The sequence below is a fragment of the Methylobacterium sp. Leaf456 genome, assembly GCF_001425465.1.
Classification (GTDB): Bacteria; Pseudomonadota; Alphaproteobacteria; order Rhizobiales; family Beijerinckiaceae; genus Methylobacterium.
Map to the genome: position 1 here is coordinate 151,267 of NZ_LMQV01000043.1, position 14,645 is coordinate 165,911.

Below are 14,645 nucleotides of genomic sequence, written 5' to 3' on the forward strand. Positions count from 1 at the left end.
GCCTGAGCCTCACACGAACAGCACGTCCGAGGCCTTCAGTTCGGCCAGCGTGGCGATCGTGGCGAGGTGGGTCGCGGCGAAATTCTCGCCCTTGCCGTCGTAGTCGAACCACAGTTCGCGGGTCTGCGTGTCGAAGCGCAGGACCGGCCCCGAGGCCTGGCTCGCGTGGCCGACGCCGTTCTCGATCGTCACGCCGATGGGTGCCGTCGCCTCGCCCCGGGCGAACCATTGCAGCGCCTCGCGGTCGAACAGCAGCCGATCCTGGCCCGCGGTGAAGTCCGTGATGGTGTCCCGGTCCGCGACCGGGTCGCCGGGAAAGATCACGCCGAACTCCGTCTCGGGCGGCTCGCTCAGGACGAACACGTCAGCGCCCCGCCCGCCGGTCAGGGTGTCGGCACCCCAGCCGCCGGTCAGGGTGTCGGCCCCGTCGCCGCCGCTGAGGATGTCGTCGCCGCCGCCGCCGTCGAAGGTGTTGGCGCGGCCGTCGCCGCGCATGACGTCCTCGACGGAGGTGCCGACGAACGTCTCGATCGAGCGGAAGGTGTCGCCCTTGATGTAGCCGTCGTTCTTGCGCTGGTCGGTCAGGTCGAGGACGACCGAGATGTCGTAGGTCCCGAAGACGACGGTGTCGTCGCCCGTGCCGCCGTCGACGAGGTCCGCGGTGAGGGCGATGGTGCCGGCCTGATAGTCCTGGTCGGCGGACAGGTAGACGACGTCGTCGCCGCCCCCGCCGTAGAGCCCGTCGGCACCGGCGCCGTCCGAGAGGATATCGTCGCCGTCGCCGCCGTGGAGACGGTCCCGGCCGGCCCCGCCGGACAGCTCGTCGTCGCCCGCGCCCCCGGTGACCGTGTCGTTGCCGGCGCCGCCGCGGAACAGCAGGATCTCGAAGCCGCTGATCGTGGTGCTGTTGGCAAGCGTCAGGGTGTCGCGGCCGATATCGACGGTCTCGCCCCGGTTGCTCGACCACCAGTCGAGGGCGAGCGTGTCGCGGCCGTCGCCGCCGAGGATCACGTCCTTGCCGTCCTCCACTGTGGGCACGGACAGGCGCACGGTGTCGTCGCCGGACCCGCCGTCGAGCCGGTCGTCGCCCCAGCCGCCGGACAGCGTGTCGTTGCCGCTCCCGCCGAGCAGCGTGTCCTTGCCGTTGCCGCCGTAGAGCCCGTCGTTCCCGGCCCCGCCGTCGAGCCGGTCGTCGCCTTCGCCGCCGTTCAGGCCGTCGTGCCCCGCCCCGCCGTAGAGCCCGTCGTTTCCGGCATCGCCCGAGAGAAAGTCCTGGCCGGCCTCGCCCTTCAGCCGGTCGCCGCCCGCGCCGCCGTAGAGGATGTCGTTGCCGCCGTTCCCGACGAGCTGATCCCGCCCGGCACCGCCGCTCAGGCTGTCCTCGCCGTCATGCCCGGTCAGGATGTCGTCGGCGGAGCCCGCGGTGATCGTGTAGCCCTCGAAGCCCGTCACGGTGGCGCCGGCCACGGAGAGGGTCTGGCTCGCCGGGCCGGCCCGGAACACCAGGGCGGTCGTCCGGTCGAACAGGGAGAGCCGCAGGATATCGTAGCCCGCGCCCCCGTCGAGCCGGTCGCCGGTGAGTTCGGCGGTGCCCGTGACGCTGACGACGTCGCCGCCCGCGCCGCCGAGCACGATGTCGGCCCCGAGGCCGCCGGTCAGGATGTCCGCTCCCCCGCCGCCCTCGAGCCGGTCGCGCCCGTCGCCGCCCTCCAGGGTGTCGTCGTTCATCTCGCCGTAGAGCCGGTTGTCGCCCAGGCCGCCGACCAGCCGGTCGTTGCCGTAACTGCCGAAGATCGTGTCGTTGCCGCTTTGACCGCCGATGTTGTCGCTGCGGTAGGTGCCGTAGAGGGTGTCGTCGTCTTCGGTCGGGCGGATCAAGGACCTCTCGCGGGTCGCCGTCGCGAGGGCATCCGGGCCCGCGGCGGCCATGCATCCAGGCCCACCGGCCGTCCGCACCCGCGCCCCCGGCGGATCGCCGGGAAGACGCGCGGCGGGACGGGATTGCGCCGCAAGAGCCGACCTCCTGTCTGCCTCGAAGCTTGGCTGTAAGCAACGAGAAATGGAAGCCCGGGTTCGATTCGTCCCGAGCCCATCGCCGACTGCCGCGTACTTGCGGCGGTCCGGGCTTTTCGGAGGAGGACGCCCTTGGGGCGCCCTTTGTCAGTCGAGGCGGGGCGGCCGAGCCGCCGGCCCCCGTCTTGGACCGGGGCCGGCGGTGGTCTTTTAGACGAACAGCACGTCCGAACTCTTCAGCGTGGCGAGCGTGTCGATCGTGGCGAGGTGGACGGCTTCGAAGTCGGTGCCCTTGCCGTCGTAGTCGAACCACAACTCGCGCGCCTTCGTGTCGAAGCGCAGGACCGCGCCGGTCGTCTGGGTGGCGCTGCCGACGCCGCTCTCGACCGTGACCTTGGCGGCCTCGCCGTCCAAGAACGAGCGGATGTCGAGCCGGAGCTTGTCCTGGCCGGCGACGAAGTCGGTGATGACGTCGCCCTTGGTGTCGCCGTAGAAGCCGCTGGCGTAGTCCTCGTCGCCGTTCGGAAGGCCGAGATAATAGCTGGTGTAGTATTCGGTCAGGTCGAACACGTCGTTGCCGGCCCCGCCGGTCATCGTGTCCGAGCCCTGGCCGCCGATCAGCACGTCGGCGCCGGCCCCGCCGCTCAGCACGTCGTCGCCCGCGCCGCCGTCGAAGGTGTTGGCGGCCGTATCGCCCCGCATCACGTCGTCCTGGGCGGTGCCGACGAACTTCTCGACCTCGCGATACGTGTCGCCCTTGATGAAGCCGGCATTGTTGGCTTGGTTGGCGAGGTCGAGCACCACCGACGGGCCGCTCGACTCGTTGGGGAACCCGCCCGGCTGTCCGAAGAAGACCGTGTCGAAGCCCCTGCCGCCGTTGACGTAATCCTTGTCGGTGCCGGAGCCGGGCTGGCCCGGGGTGGGACTGAGGTTCGGCAGCATGACGAAGGTGTCGGCACCGTCGTCGCCGTAGAGCCCGTCGGCGCCCTGGCCGTCGCTGAGGTAGTCGTCGCCGCCGCCGCCGCGGACGACGTCGTTGCCCGCGCCGCCCGCGAGATAGTCGAACGCGGCGCCGCCGCTGACCTTGTCCTGGCCGGAACCGCCGGTGAAGTTCAGATGCTCGAACCCGCTCACGGTGGTGCCGCCGGAGAGCGTGAAGTTGCCGCTGCCGAAGGCGAGGGTGACGCCCTTGGTGTCGAGGCCGTAGCCGAGAATGAGCGTGTCCTGGCCGTCGCCGCCGATGAGCACCTCCTTCTCCACCGGCCCGTTCGGTCCGTTCGAGAGCACGGTGACGGTGTCGTCGCCGGCGCCGCCATCGACCCGATCGTTGCCGAGGCCGCCCTGGAGGTAGTCGTTGCCCTCGCCGCCCTGGAGGTTGTCGTCGTCGGCGCCGCCGTCGAGATAGTCGTTGCCGGCGTCGCCCTTCAGCGTGTCGCGGCCGGAATCGCCCGAGAGCGAATCGGTGCCCGCACCGCCCGAGAGGGTGTCCTGCCCGGCCCCGCCGCGCAGCATGTCGTTGAAGCGCGCGCCGGTCAGGGTGTCGTTGCCGGAGCCGGCGGTGATCCAGAAGCGCTCGAAGCCGGTCAGCGTCGCGCCGGCGAAGCTCGTGGTCTGCTTCCCGTCGAGGGCTTTGAAGGTGAGCGCGGTGGTCGCGCTCGACAGATCGAAGCTCGCCGTGTCGACGCCCGCGCCGCCGTCGAGCACGTCGCCCTTGGCATCGGCGAGGCCCGTGACGGTGACGATGTCGTCGCCCGCGTCGCCGAACACCGTGTCGGCGCCCGCGCCGCCGATGAGGTTGTCCGAGCCCGAGCCGCCCTCCAGCCGGTCGCGGCCGTTGCCGCCGAGGAGGGTGTCGTTGTTGGCGCCGCCGTAGAGGATGTCGTTGTCGTCGTCCCCGCTCAGGTAGTCTGCGCCGAAGCCGCCGGTGAGCGTGTCGTCGCCCGCAAGCCCGAACAGGTAATCGTTCCCGTCCGTGCCGACCAGATTGTCCTTGCCGGTTGTCGGTCCCGCCATGATCTTCCCCCTTCGATGATGCCGGAGCGACTGTTGTCGTCACCGGCTTTTCGCCTTTCGCGCCGAACGGTTTTGAGAAAAACCGATTATCGCCGCGGATGTCCGTGTTCGGTGACACACGAAAACGGCCGGGCACCGCCTCGGTGGGCCCGGCCGTCTTGCTGCGAATCATGATCTACGGTTTTCGCGGGATCGTTTCAAGCATCCGGCTGTGACCCTTCGGCATCTTTGACCAACAACCCGCCGAAGAGACCGGTCACGGTCCGTTAGTAATTGATGGGGCGCGGGCGCCCGATCCGATTTTACTCCGCCGCCTCGTTGTAGGCCTCCGTCGGCGGGCAGGAGCAGACGAGGTTGCGGTCGCCGTAAGCGTTGTCGACGCGGTTCACCGGAGGCCAATACTTGTCCATCCGCAAACTCCCGGAGGGAAAGCACGCGGCTTCGCGCGAATACGGCCGCTCCCAGGCGCCGATCAGGTCCTGCACCGTGTGCGGCGCAGCTTTGAGCGGGTTGTTCGCCTTGTCCATCCGCCCGTCCTCGATCGCGCGGATTTCCTCGCGGATCGCCAGCATCGCGTCGCAGAAGCGGTCGATCTCGGCTTTGGTCTCGGATTCGGTCGGTTCGATCATCAGCGTGCCGGCGACCGGCCAGCTCATCGTCGGCGGATGGAAGCCGCAATCGATCAGCCGCTTGGCGATGTCCTCGACCGAAACGCCCGCGCTCTTCTGGAAGGGCCGCACATCGACGATGCATTCGTGCGCGACCCGGCCGTTCCGACCGGAATAGAGGATCGGGTAGGCCCCCTCCAGCCGCTTGGCGATGTAGTTGGCGTTGAGGATCGCCACGCGGGTGGCCTGGGTCAGCCCGCGCCCGCCCATCATCAGGCAGTAGCTCCACGAGATCGGCAGGATCGAGGCCGAGCCGAAGGGGGCGGCCGAGACCGCGCCCTCCTCGCCGTTGCGCGGATCGGAGGGCAGGAACGGGATCAGGTGCGCCTTGACGCCGATCGGCCCCATGCCGGGCCCGCCGCCGCCATGCGGGATGCAGAAGGTCTTGTGCAGGTTGAGATGGCTGACGTCGGCGCCGATGTCGCCGGGGCGCGCCAGCCCCACCATGGCGTTGAGGTTGGCGCCGTCGAGATAGACCTGTCCGCCATGGGCGTGGACGATGTCGCAGATCTCGCGCACCCGCGCCTCGAACACGCCGTGGGTGGAGGGGTAGGTGATCATGCAGGCCGCGAGTTTTTCGGAATGCTGCGCGGCTTTCTTCTCGAAGTCTTCGACGTCGATGTTGCCCTGCTGGTCCGCGCCAACCACGACCACGCTCATCCCGCACATCTGGGCGGAGGCCGGGTTGGTCCCGTGGGCCGAGGACGGGATCAGGCAGACGGTGCGGTGCCCGTCCCCCCGCGACAGGTGATAGCGGCGGATGGCCAGCAGCCCGGCATATTCCCCCTGCGCGCCCGAGTTCGGCTGCATCGAGATCGCGTCGTAGCCGGTGATCGCGCAGAGCTTTTGGTTCAAATCGTCGATCATCTCCTTGTATCCGAGCGCCTGATCTTCCGGCACGAACGGATGCAGCTCCGAAAACTCCGGCCAGGAGACCGGCAGCATCTCGGCGGTGGCGTTGAGCTTCATCGTGCAGGAGCCGAGCGGGATCATCGCCCGGTCGAGCGCGAGATCGCGATCCGCGAGGCGGCGCATGTAGCGCGTCATCTCGCTCTCGGCCCGGTTCATGTGGAAGATCGGATGCGTCAGGTACTCTGAGGTCCGCTCCAGCGCGGCCGGCAGGCGCGGCGCCGGATAGGCGTCGTCGTAGGCGAGGTCCGTGCCGCCGAAGGCGCGCCACACCGCCTCGACGATGTCCGAGCGGGTGCGCTGATCGACGCTGATGCCGATGCGGTCGTCGCCGATCTTGCGCAGGTTCACCCCGTTCTCGACGGCGCTGCGCAGGATCACCCCCTGGAACGGCCCGACCTCGACGGTCACGGTGTCGAAGAACGTTTTGGGCTCGACCTTGAAGCCGAGGCTTTCGAGCCCGGCGGCGAGCCGCACGGCATCGCGGTGGACGCGCAAGGCGATGGCCTTCAGCCCCGCCGGTCCGTGATAGACCGCGAACATCGAGGCGATGACGGCGAGCAGCACCTGTGAGGTGCAGATGTTCGAGGTCGCCTTCTCCCGGCGGATATGCTGCTCGCGGGTCTGGAGCGCCAGGCGATACGCGCGGTTGCCGCGGGCATCGACCGACACGCCGACGATCCGCCCCGGCAGGGCCCGCTTGTGGGCGTCGCGGGTCGCCATGTAGGCGGCGTGCGGGCCCCCGAACCCCATCGGCACGCCGAAGCGCTGCATCGAGCCCACTGCGATGTCGGCTCCCATCTCGCCGGGCGGTTTCAGCAGCGTCAGCGCCAGCGGATCGGCGGACACGACGGCGAGCGCCCCTGCTTCGTGCAAAGCCGCGATGACTTGCGAAAAATCGTGGATGGCGCCGTTGACGCCCGGATACTGGAACAAAGCCCCGAACACCGCGCCGGGATCGAGTTCGGTCAGCGGATCGCCGACCACGATCTCCCAGCCGAGCGGCGCCGCGCGGGTTTTCATGACGGCGATGGTCTGGGGCAGGCAGTCACGATCGACGAAGAACGTGTTTTTTTCAGACTTCGCCACGCGCTTGGCCATGCCCATGGCTTCGGCCGCCGCGGTGGCCTCGTCGAGCAGCGAGGCGTTGGCGACATCGAGCCCGGTGAGATCGCAGACCATGGTCTGGAAGTTGAGCAACGCCTCCAGCCGCCCCTGGCTGATCTCCGGCTGGTAGGGCGAATACGCCGTGTACCACGCCGGATTCTCGAAGATGTTGCGCTGGATCGCGGGCGGCATCGTCGTCCCGTGATAACCCTGGCCGATCAGCGAGACGAGCAGCCGGTTCTTGTTCGCGGTCGCCCTGAGCTTCTCCAGCGAGCGCCGCTCGGTGAGCGAGACCCCGAAATCGATGTATTCCGCCTGCCGGATGTCCGGCGGCAGGGTCTCGTCGATCAGCGCGTGGAGCGATGTCGCGCCCACCGTCTCCAGCATCTGGTCGATCTCGGAGAGTTTGGGGCCGATATGCCGCCTTGCGGCGAAGTCGAAGGGATCGTGACGATCGTATTTCATGGGAGAATCTTTCAAGCGCAGGTGCCGTGCGCGCCCCGCACCTCCCACCCCTCCCCCTCATCCTGAGGTGCCGCGCAGCGGCCTCGAAGGAGGGCTCCAGGGATCGTGTGCGAACGGGAGCCCTCCTTCGAGGCCTCCGCTGCGCTCCGGCACCTCAGGATGAGGGGGAGGGGTGGGGGAGGCGGGGCGGTCCGCTACTTCGAGAACGCCGCGTAGGCCGCCTCGTCCATCAGCGCGTCCATGTCGGACGGATCGTCGAGCTTGAGCCGGTAGAGCCAGCCCGCGCCCTGCGGGTCGCCGCCGACGGAGGCCGGGTCGCTCACGGCGGCCTCGTTCACCTCGCTCACCGTGCCGGAGAGCGGCGCGTAGACGTCGGAGGCCGCCTTGACGGATTCGACCACGGCGGCCGCCTCGCCCTTGGTGAGCCGGGCGCCGACCTTCGGCAACTCGACGAAGACGAGGTCGCCGAGCTGTTCGGCGGCGTGCGCCGTGATGCCGATGGTGGCGGTGTCGCCGTTAAGGCGCAGCCATTCGTGCTCGTCGGTGAAACGCAGCATGAGTCCGATCTCCTGGGACGATGATGAAGGAATCAGCCGCGCTTGAAGCCGGCCGGGACGAAGGGAAGCGTCGCGACGGCGAGCGGCAGGCGCGCCCCGCGGACCTCGGCGAAGACGCGGGTGCCGGGAGCCGTGAGCGCCGTCGGCACGAAGCCCATGGCGACGGGCGCACCCACGCTCGGCCCGAAGCCGCCGGAGGTGACGTGGCCGATCGGGCCTCCCGCCGATTCCTCCCCGAAGAGCGGCGCCCCGGCCCGCACCGGCGCCCGGCCCTCCGGCCGCAGCCCGACGCGGCGCCGGGCCGGCCCGCTCGCGAGTTCGGACAGAATCCGGTCGGCCCCCAAAAACCCGCCGGCGCGGGCGCCGCCGGGGCGGCGGGCCGGCGCGATCGCCCAGGCGAGCCCGGCCTCGACCGGGCCGGTGCCGGGATCGATGTCGGCGCCGTGGAGCGGCAGCCCGGCCTCCAGCCGCAGGGAATCGCGGGCGCCGAGGCCCACCGGCAGCACGGCGGCGTCCGCCAGCAGCGCCTCGGCGATCTCTTCGGCGCGCTCTTCCGGCACGGCGATCTCGAACCCGTCCTCGCCGGTATAGCCCGAGCGGCTGACGAGGCAGGGCGCGCCGAGGATCGCGACCTCGCGCACGTCCATGAACCGCATCGATTCGATGTCGGCGAACCGCCCGAGCACGGACGCCGCCCGCGGCCCCTGGAGCGCGATCAGCCCGCCCGGCACGAGTTCGGCGGCCACATGCTCCGGCAGATTCTTTCGGAGATGCGCGAGGTCCGCCGCCTTGTTGGCCGCGTTGACCACGACGACGAGGCGACCGGGGAGGCGGGCCACCATCAGGTCGTCGAGGATGCCGCCCTTCGCGTCGGTGAGCAGCCCGTAGCGCTGGCGCCCCTCGGGAAGCCCGAGCAGATCGACCGGGATCAGGGCTTCCAGCGCGCGGGCCGCGTCGTCGGCGTCGCCCGAGCGCGGCGTCAGCACGATCTGGCCCATATGCGACACGTCGAACAGCCCGGCCGAGGCGCGGGTGTGCCGGTGCTCGGTCATGAGCCCGGCCGGGTACTGCACCGGCATCGCATAGCCGGCAAACGGCACCATCTTCGCCCCGTGGCGCAGATGGAGCGCATGCAGCGGCGTACGCGCGAGCGGTGGGTGTTCGGGGGCAGCGGCGACAGGGGGCGACGCCCCGGCGGCGAGCGGGCTCATCGGGCAACTCCACGACGTTCGGCTCTCGCCAGGCGGATGCCCGAGCGAGTTGCCCCCATCTGTCGCGGTTACCTGAGAGCTTCCCCTAGTCCCGGAAGACTAGAGTTTCTCCTTCGGTGGACGCCGGTCGGCGCCTCTCTCCAGATTGTCCAACGATACGGTGATTGTGCCTGAGAGTTTCCGGGGGTGGTTGCTCCGTCGGCGCCATAACCCCTCTTCACGAGCGGCCTGGGCTCTCCCGTATCGTCTGTATCGGACGCGGCGAAAGTTGCACGGGTGCGGCGCCCCGCGCAAGCCGCGTCCGGGCTCAGGGGTGACAATCAGCGCCGCATGCTACGAAACCGGCAGAACCGCCCGATCGCCTCGTAGCCGGCCGGGCAACGGCGCACGCAGGCCCCGGCGGCGTATTTCAGCGGCGGCGGGCAGGCGTTGCGGAAGCGCTGTTCGCCGAAGGTGTAGTCCTGCGCCGGGCCGGCCCAGGCGACCGCCGGCACGGCGGTGAAGAGCAGGAGGGTGGCGAGGAAGGGGCGCATCGAGGCTCGTTCCGGCGGATTTGACGCTCCGGCAACGTCCGAGCCGGTCGGCGGTTCGGGCGGCAGCGCGGCCCTGCGCCGGGTGCGTCTCGAGGTGAGCTTAGGCTCTTGATTAGGGTCAAAACCTCATCGGCTTGACCGAGCGAGGGGCCGCTATCGATCCTTCTCGGACCCTCGTGAGGTCTGCTTGCAGGCGTTTGAGCGTAGGCGCGGCCTCACGGTGAGGTGCGGCGCATCCTCGACCCCGGAGCCTCCCTCAATCCACGACCTTGAGGTCGTTCACATTCACGTCGCCATCCTGGGTAGAGAAGCTCGGTGCCCGGCCGTTCGATTGAGATACGCCGCTGATGCGGTGGTCGCCGCTATCGTAGGTGGCCAGCTTGCCGTCGGTCTCGACGAGGAGCCGTTGCTTATCGGGGAAGAACGCGTAGCGCATACCGTCCTGGCCACCGCTGGTCGAAGGCTGGCCGAGCTCCTGCGGCCACCAGGGCTCCGAGCCTTTCATCGGCTCCATCGACTTCATGGGTTCCATGGGCTTCATCGGCTCCATCGCGCTCGGTCCTCTGGCGGAATGTCTGAGGCCAACGCTACGCTCGAGGCGCCGAAAGGTTTCCCAGAAAACGAGGACGACGACGTCTGCCGTTCTACCTGACGCCCCCACCGGCGCAGGCTAAGGTCGTCGGTCCGTTCACGACCGCGAGTTGACCATCGAACGACTCGCTTGCCGCGATGGCCCGCGTGACCATTTCGCCCATCTCGGCCTGCCCTTGCGGGGTCATGCGGTCCGTGAAGTCTGCGAGCCCCCGAGGTTCGTTTGAGGGCGGGAAGCCCCGGAGATTGAGGAACGCGGCGTCGCCCCAGATGAACTTGTCGCGCAGGTCCCGGCACCACGTTCCCATGCGACCGCCTGTGATCGCGAGGCGATACCGTGCCTTACTCTGTACAAGACGACGTTCGAGGTTGGCGATGGTGGTGCGGTCATCCATCGCGCCATTGAACTTGGAGCGGAGATCAGGTGCAAACTAACGTCAGCTCTCGGTCGCGTTGGCGCTGGCCGCTTTCCACCCCGAGCGGTCATTCCACCTGTCGGGGCTAATGTGCAGAAAACGACCGTTTTCCAGTCACTTGGATGTGTGAAGAAGCTGTGTGAGGAGATCGAATCTCGACGAGCGGTGCCGCTAGGCTCGGTTTCGGATGCCCCAAAAAGCATCGTTCAAACTCATGATTTACGAGCGCGGCCATGTGGGTCAATTCGGCTCTGCCTCAGCAGAGCCGGGGTGAGAAGGTCAACCGAGATCGCCGCCCCGTCGCCCTTACTGCGGTTTGGTCTGATCGGCTTTATTGAAGCTGACACCGGGCACGGCCGACAGAAGTCCGCTGAGCAGGTTGACCAGTTCCACCGCCGCCGTCGGCGTGAGGGCGAGGCGCGCGGTCACCTGCGCGACGGGTGCCTGGTTCGGCGGTGCGCCGGTCGTCTCGGGGAGCGAGCGTTGTGCGGCCAGCGTCACGAACAATGTGTTGTCCGACAGAAGGCCGCCGACCGTGTTGGTGGCGACGCTCTCGCGCACGCTCGGATCGTCGACGACCCGCAGCTTCGGCTTCTCGGTCATTGGCATCGGCTCCCACGGTCGCCCCTCGCGCGCCGTTCGGCCTGCTCTTTCGCACGATGCGCCGCCGTTCGACCAGATCAAGGCTGACGCGCATCTGCAACAGCTTGTGAAAAATTCCCGATCATCAATCCGCGCCGTAGCAATAGCAGTAGGGTTTTTTACTTAGAGTGCTATCGACTCTCACTCCCCTGCGGGGATAGGGAATGCGCTCACGCTGGCTGCTTGATCGAGGCGTGGCTCGGCCTCGTTGGGCATGGTTGGCAACAACCGGCACGCAGGTCCGATGCAGTCGTCGTCAACGTCCAGTCTCCCGGTTGCGGATGGACTGGCTTCACCGAAGGGTTCGTGTCGTGGCCAGCATCGAGACCCTCGTCACGTTCGACAACGACACCGGCGTCTACCTGAATGGCAGTCTGATCGCGGACCCGCAGGGTAACCTCTACGGCACGACGGCGGCTGGCAGCGCGAACAGCGGCGGCACGGTATTCAAGCTGACGGTGGATGCGAGCAGCCCCACGGGCTACACCACCTCCACCCTCGTCTCGTTCGACGGCACCAACGGGAGCGGTCCCAGTGGCGGCCTGATCGCGGATGGGCAGGGCAACTTCTACGGCACGACGGCGAGCGGCGGCTCGGGTGGCCGAGGCACGGTGTTCAAGCTGACGGCGGATGCGGGCAGCCCGACCGGCTACACCACCTCCACCCTCGCCTCGTTCGATGGCGATAACGGGAGCTTTCCCAACAGCAGCCTGATCGCGGACGGGCAGGGCAACCTCTACGGCACGACGATCGGCGGCGGCTCGGGTGGCCGAGGCACGGTGTTCAAGCTGACGGCGGATGCGGGCAGTTCGACCGGCTACACCACCTCCACCCTCGCCTCGTTCGACTTCGACAACGGAGCCAGTCCCTTCGGAAGCCTGATCGCGGACGGGCAGGGCAACCTCTACGGCACGACACAGTCCGGCGGCACGGGCGGCGGCGGCACAGTATTCAAGTTGACGGCGGATGCGGGCAGCCCGACCGGCTACACCGCCTCCACCATCGTCGCGTTCGACGGCACAAACGGTAGCAGTCCGACCGGAAGCCTGATCGCGGACGGGCAGGGCAACCTCTACGGCACGACGTCGTCGGGAGGCGCGGGCGGCGCGGGCACGGTGTTCAAACTGACGGCGGATGCGGGCAGCCCGACCGGCTACGCCACCTCCACCCTCGCCTCGTTCGACGGCACCAACGGTGGCAGTCCGATCGGAAGCCTGATCGCGGACGAGCAGGGCAACCTCTACGGCACGACGTCGTCGGGAGGCGCGGACGGCGCGGGCACGGTGTTCAAGCTGACGGCGGATGCGGGCAGCTCGACCGGCTACACCACCTCCACCCTCGCCTCGTTCGACGGCGATAACGGGCGCACTCCCAGCAGCAGCCTGATCGCGGACGGGCAGGGCAACCTCTACGGCACGACCTCGATGGGAGGCGCGAACGGCGAGGGCACGGTGTTCCGGATCACCGATACCGGCTTCGTCTGCTACGGCCCCGGCACGCATCTGCGCCTGTGGCGCGGCGGCTGCGAGGCGGAGGTGCCGGTCGAGCATCTGCGGCTGGGCGATCTCGCCGTGACCGCGTCCGGAGAACACCGCCCGATCCGCTGGATTGGCCACCGCACGCTGGCTCCGCGCCGCCAGCGCGAGCCGCAGGTCGCCATGCCGGTGCGCATCGCGGCGCATGCCTTCGGCCAGGGCCGGCCGGCCCGCGACCTCACCGTGTCGCCGGCCCATGCCATCGCCGTCGACGTCCTCGGCGAGGTGCTGATCCCCGCCTGCCGCCTCATCAACGGCACCACCATCACACAGGTCGAGGCCGAGACGATCACCTACTGGCACATCGAACTCGACAGCCACGACATCCTGCTCGCCGAGGGGTTGCCGTCCGAGAGCTACCTCGATTGCGGCAACCGCCGCTTCTTCGCCAATGCCGAAGCGACCGATCTTCTTGCTGGCCCCGACACCCGGTCGGACGGCCCGCTGCCGTTCTGCCGCCCGTTCCACGAGGCCGGGCCCCTGGTCGATCTGGTGCGCGCCCGCCTCCGGGACCGCGCCGTGGCCCTCGGCTGGTGCAAGGTCGAGGAGGCGTTCGCCGGCCTGCATCTCGTTGCCGACGGACGCGCGATCCGCCCCGACATGCAGGGGCTCACTGCCCGCTTCGTCGTCCCAGCCAGCGCCCGCGACGTGCGGCTTGTATCGGAGACGAGCGTGCCGGCGCATGTCGTGCCGGACACGAGCGACGACCGTCGCCTTGGCGTGGCGCTCGCCGCCCTGACGATCGACGATGGCCTGACCAGCGCCCGCCCCATCGCCCTCGACGACGCCCGCCTGGGCGAGGGCTTCCATGCCGTCAACGGTGGCGCTCGTTGGACGGACGGTTCCGCGGCGCTCCCCGCCGACCTGTGGGCCGGCTGCAAGGGTTCGTTCTTCCTGCGGGTGGAGCTTGCCGTGGCCGCCCTGCCGCGCTGGATCGCGCCAAGCGAGACGGCTGGTGTGGTCAATCTGGCGGACCGTCGAAAGGCCTGAGGCCCGCCGCCTCACGCTTCGATCCGATCGACAGCAACGGCCCTGCTCAGGCGGGGCCGTTTTGCGTTGAGCCATCGTCGGCTCGGCAAGCCGTTCCCATGCGAATGCCGAAGACCGCCATGGCTGATGTCCGCTGTTCGGCGCATTGCGGATGACTGCTCACCACCCTCAGAGGCCCTTCGCGCGCTCAAGCTGATTTGGTTTTGACTCCCGGCCCCAGCGGCAAGGCCGAGGGCGTCGGCGAGCGGGCCGACGGACGCTTCCGGAGGCGCGGCCGGTGGGCCGCTCTCATGGCCCACGAAGTTCCCATAATTTTGCAGCGTATTCCGGATTGTTTTTCGGACCCAGCCGACCGAACCCAGGTTTGTACGATGCAGGCTGCCGGTGAGTTCACCGTCGCGGCCGCCCTCGTTCAACATTGCAGAGATGAATCGCCATGGCTGTCAAGCAGAAGACCTTGCAGGATGCATTCTACGAGACGCTGAAGGATGTCTATTACGCTGAGCGGCAATCGGTCAAAGCGCTGAAGAAGTCCGCCAAGTCGGCCGAGCACGAGGAGCTGCGCCAAGCGTTCGAGACCCATGCCGAGGAAAGCGCCGAGCAGGTGGAGCGCCTGCAGCAGGTATTCGAGATCATCGGCAAGCCGGTCCGCGGCAAGACCTGCGAGGCCATGCAGGGCCTGACCTCCGAGATGGAAGAGGATCTGGAGGATTTCGAGGACAGCCCGGCCGCGGATGCGGTGCTGGCGGCCTGCGCCCAGGCGATCGAGCATTACGAGATCGCCCGTTACGGCACCCTCAAGACCTGGGCGAGCCAGCTCGGCTATGCGGATGCCGCCAAGTTGCTCGACGCGACGCTGCAGGAAGAGAAGAAGACCGACCAGCTGCTCACCGAGATCGCCGAGCGGATCAACACGGAAGGCAGCGATCCCGGCACCGACGAAGAGGCCGCCCCGAAGAAGGCCGGCAAGGCCAAAGCCGCGTAGGGAGCCGATC

The 14,645-nt window shown here is 68.6% G+C and carries 11 protein-coding genes and 1 riboswitch; of the genes, 2 read left to right on the forward strand and 9 right to left on the reverse strand.

Annotation, left to right across the window (positions count from 1 at the left end):
- Nucleotides 1–9: 9 nt before the first annotated feature.
- The 9 genes from ASG52_RS22235 to ASG52_RS22275 all read right to left on the reverse strand — a co-directional run bounded on the left by ASG52_RS22235 (nucleotide 10) and on the right by ASG52_RS22275 (nucleotide 11,086).
- A complete protein-coding gene (locus tag ASG52_RS22235) occupies nucleotides 10–1,878 on the reverse strand; it encodes a calcium-binding protein (protein WP_162250020.1) in 1,869 nt (622 codons plus the stop codon).
- Nucleotides 1,879–2,223: 345 nt separating this feature from the next.
- On the reverse strand, nucleotides 2,224–4,026 hold the full coding sequence (locus ASG52_RS22240; protein ID WP_056247959.1) for a calcium-binding protein: 1,803 nt from the start codon (nucleotides 4,024–4,026) through the stop codon (nucleotides 2,224–2,226).
- 302 nt (nucleotides 4,027–4,328) lie between these two features.
- Nucleotides 4,329–7,175 (reverse strand): aminomethyl-transferring glycine dehydrogenase, encoded by a 2,847-nt coding sequence (gene gcvP, locus ASG52_RS22245; RefSeq protein ID WP_056247962.1) that lies wholly within the window; start codon nucleotides 7,173–7,175, stop codon nucleotides 4,329–4,331.
- Nucleotides 7,176–7,369: 194 nt separating this feature from the next.
- On the reverse strand, nucleotides 7,370–7,732 hold the full coding sequence (gene gcvH / locus ASG52_RS22250; protein WP_056247967.1) for a glycine cleavage system protein GcvH: 363 nt from the start codon (nucleotides 7,730–7,732) through the stop codon (nucleotides 7,370–7,372).
- A 32-nt stretch (nucleotides 7,733–7,764) separates the two neighbouring features.
- Nucleotides 7,765–8,943, reverse strand: coding sequence for a glycine cleavage system aminomethyltransferase GcvT (gcvT, locus tag ASG52_RS22255; protein WP_056247971.1), 1,179 nt, complete (start codon nucleotides 8,941–8,943; stop codon nucleotides 7,765–7,767).
- Nucleotides 8,944–9,091: 148 nt separating this feature from the next.
- Nucleotides 9,092–9,194, reverse strand: a riboswitch (glycine riboswitch).
- A 69-nt stretch (nucleotides 9,195–9,263) separates the two neighbouring features.
- A complete protein-coding gene (locus tag ASG52_RS22260; RefSeq protein WP_056247974.1) occupies nucleotides 9,264–9,476 on the reverse strand; it encodes a hypothetical protein in 213 nt (70 codons plus the stop codon).
- Between the two features lie 256 nt (nucleotides 9,477–9,732).
- Nucleotides 9,733–10,026, reverse strand: a complete 294-nt coding sequence (locus tag ASG52_RS22265) for a hypothetical protein (protein WP_056247977.1) — start codon at nucleotides 10,024–10,026, stop codon at nucleotides 9,733–9,735.
- Nucleotides 10,027–10,120: 94 nt separating this feature from the next.
- Nucleotides 10,121–10,462 (reverse strand): PAS domain-containing protein, encoded by a 342-nt coding sequence (locus ASG52_RS22270; RefSeq protein WP_156384082.1) that lies wholly within the window; start codon nucleotides 10,460–10,462, stop codon nucleotides 10,121–10,123.
- A 327-nt stretch (nucleotides 10,463–10,789) separates the two neighbouring features.
- Nucleotides 10,790–11,086 (reverse strand): hypothetical protein, encoded by a 297-nt coding sequence (locus tag ASG52_RS22275; protein ID WP_056247982.1) that lies wholly within the window; start codon nucleotides 11,084–11,086, stop codon nucleotides 10,790–10,792.
- Nucleotides 11,087–11,436: 350 nt separating this feature from the next.
- Here ASG52_RS22275 and ASG52_RS22280 point away from each other — a divergent pair, with 350 nt between their 5' ends.
- Nucleotides 11,437–13,650, forward strand: a complete 2,214-nt coding sequence (locus tag ASG52_RS22280) for a choice-of-anchor tandem repeat GloVer-containing protein (protein ID WP_056247986.1) — start codon at nucleotides 11,437–11,439, stop codon at nucleotides 13,648–13,650.
- A gap of 436 nt (nucleotides 13,651–14,086) precedes the next feature.
- A complete protein-coding gene (locus ASG52_RS22285; RefSeq protein WP_056247997.1) occupies nucleotides 14,087–14,635 on the forward strand; it encodes a YciE/YciF ferroxidase family protein in 549 nt (182 codons plus the stop codon).
- Nucleotides 14,636–14,645: the final 10 nt, after the last annotated feature.